At 54.2% G+C, this 1,998-nt stretch carries 1 protein-coding gene; it reads right to left on the reverse strand.

Annotated features, from left to right (window positions below):
* Positions 1-304: 304 nt before the first annotated feature.
* Positions 305-1,789, reverse strand: a complete 1,485-nt coding sequence (locus DSM100685_RS10610; protein ID WP_152351304.1) for an ATP-binding protein — start codon at positions 1,787-1,789, stop codon at positions 305-307.
* Positions 1,790-1,998: the final 209 nt, after the last annotated feature.

A 1,998-nucleotide genomic window follows, 5' to 3' on the forward strand; every position in this document is an offset into this window, starting at 1 on the left:
CTGACATAACGGCCGTTATCGGCTAAACGCTTCTCGTTCACGGCGTTCCTTCCACTCCGGCGTCCTATGCCCAGACGCAATCCTCTACCTACTAAGCGTCAGTATACCCCCTTATTATGGCCTCCCCGATAGCCGTTCTGCAATACGGCGCAACGGGGGCATGGCGTAGTCAGGCAAATACCAGGCAAATAAATTTTTGGCGGAATTCCAACGTTTTGCGGGCTTCTGAGCGTTCGGAAGCAAATACCAGGCAAATAAAATCGGGGATGATTTTATCGGCGGCCAAAGGCCGGGACGGACATATTCATGCTGCTCGATACGTTTGCCGGGAGCTTCTGGGCTTGTCGGGGAACCCGAGCACCAGCCGGCCACTGTCTACCAGAGGACTGACATAGGTGCGCATCGCATATGCTGAACTGCGTAGGCCGAGAAATGCGAAGATCTCACGGCGGGTGCGGGGAACGCGGCAAAAGTCCAGCAAAGCCGCGGTTTTCTCATCGAAACTATCGCCTTTCCTCACCGTCTGCCTCCCGGCTTCCGTAGCTTCGCCATCGGTGGTGAAGGCAGGGGCGGCAACCCTCAGCGTCACCCGGAACTCGCCTCTGCCGTTTTCGAACAACGGTGCCGGCAAACCGGATTCGGATGCCAACCGCCGTACCGTCGGAATGCCCGAGTAGCGGTTCTCGGTCAATCCCAGAACTTCCATCGCATTGGCGATAACCGGATTCCGGGTATCCGGCTGGACCTTTCCGAGCTGATCGATCGTCAGTCGTCCATACAGGCCGCCGGGGTTGGTGATCACCAATCGGTCTTCGAACATCTGCAACTGAATCGGCATTCCCTGCGTATGAATGCTGTAGTCCCGATGGATGAGGGCATTGAGCGCCAACTCGCGGACCGCTTCGATCGGATATTCGGTTTTGTCCTTTCGCTCGCCGGTGGAGGGTGAAATCACCGTCTTGGTCCTCATATTCTTGCGCACGAAGGAAACTGCGCCCCGCAGCTGTTCTTCCAGATTGCCTTCGATCCGAACATTGTCGATGAATCGTTCGCCGTCGTCGCCCACATCACCAACATCCGTTCCTGGAACCCGGGTGGCGATGATGCCATACTGCGGAAAGAAAGCCTGTGGGTAGGGGGCGAACAGCATTGTGCCGGCAAGCGTCGGATGCCCATTGCGGATTACGCTCATGAGATCGAGAATCTGGTTTTCGTCCATCTGCGCCAGATGCGGACGATCCTGCTTGAGCGCGAGTTCGTACCTCAGCAGGTTGTCCTTATCCAGATCATCGGCGTCCGCCCGCTCCACAACACGCAGTTCGTCTTCGTACTTGCGGCGAAACGCCTCGTAGCTGTAGATCTCATACTCCGTCATGGGTTCGTCCGCATCTCCCACGCGCACGTAAGACCCCCTGTATCGTCCCTTCCCCTCATAGAAGCATGGACGATCCGCAACATCCTGCGCCGGAATTTCCGCGCTTACCACATATTTCCCGTCGATTTCGCATGCGGTGAATACCGCACGAACTCTGGGATGCATCTGATTGCACTGCTCCGTGACATGCTTCATCAGGTCCTGCACGTCATAGACGCCAACCACCTCGTAACCGCTATCTTCGTCAACGCCGAAGAGGATAACGCCGCCGTCATCCTGATTGGAGAAACTGGACAGGGTGTCGTAGAGCTTCGTTGGGCACCCATGATTGGCGGCCTTAAGCTCCACCGTTTGTCCTTCCGCACGACGAGTCTGCACGGTATGTACAAAATTCAGTAACTCGAGTTCAAGCATTGTACTTTTTCACCTCAATTTGGCAGTTTCTGATACAACTTTAACTCACAAATTGTATTTTTGAAGACGTTTTTACACTTTTTATATACAGCTTTTGTACTTTCTCTGTCAGGAATTTCACTTTCTATGCGGAAAGTGCACTTTTCTTCACAAAACTGTACTTTCCGCATTCGCATTTCTTCATTAGCCGATAACGGCCGTTATGTCAG

The sequence above is a fragment of the Bifidobacterium avesanii genome, assembly GCF_009299475.1.
Taxonomy (GTDB): domain Bacteria; phylum Actinomycetota; class Actinomycetes; order Actinomycetales; family Bifidobacteriaceae; genus Bifidobacterium; species Bifidobacterium avesanii.

What these genes read in the sequence shown, in the direction of transcription:
- DSM100685_RS10610 (WP_152351304.1), bottom strand. Translation starts at nt 1,789, where the DNA reads ATGCTTGAACTCGAGTTACTGAATTTTGTACATACCGTGCAGACTCGT.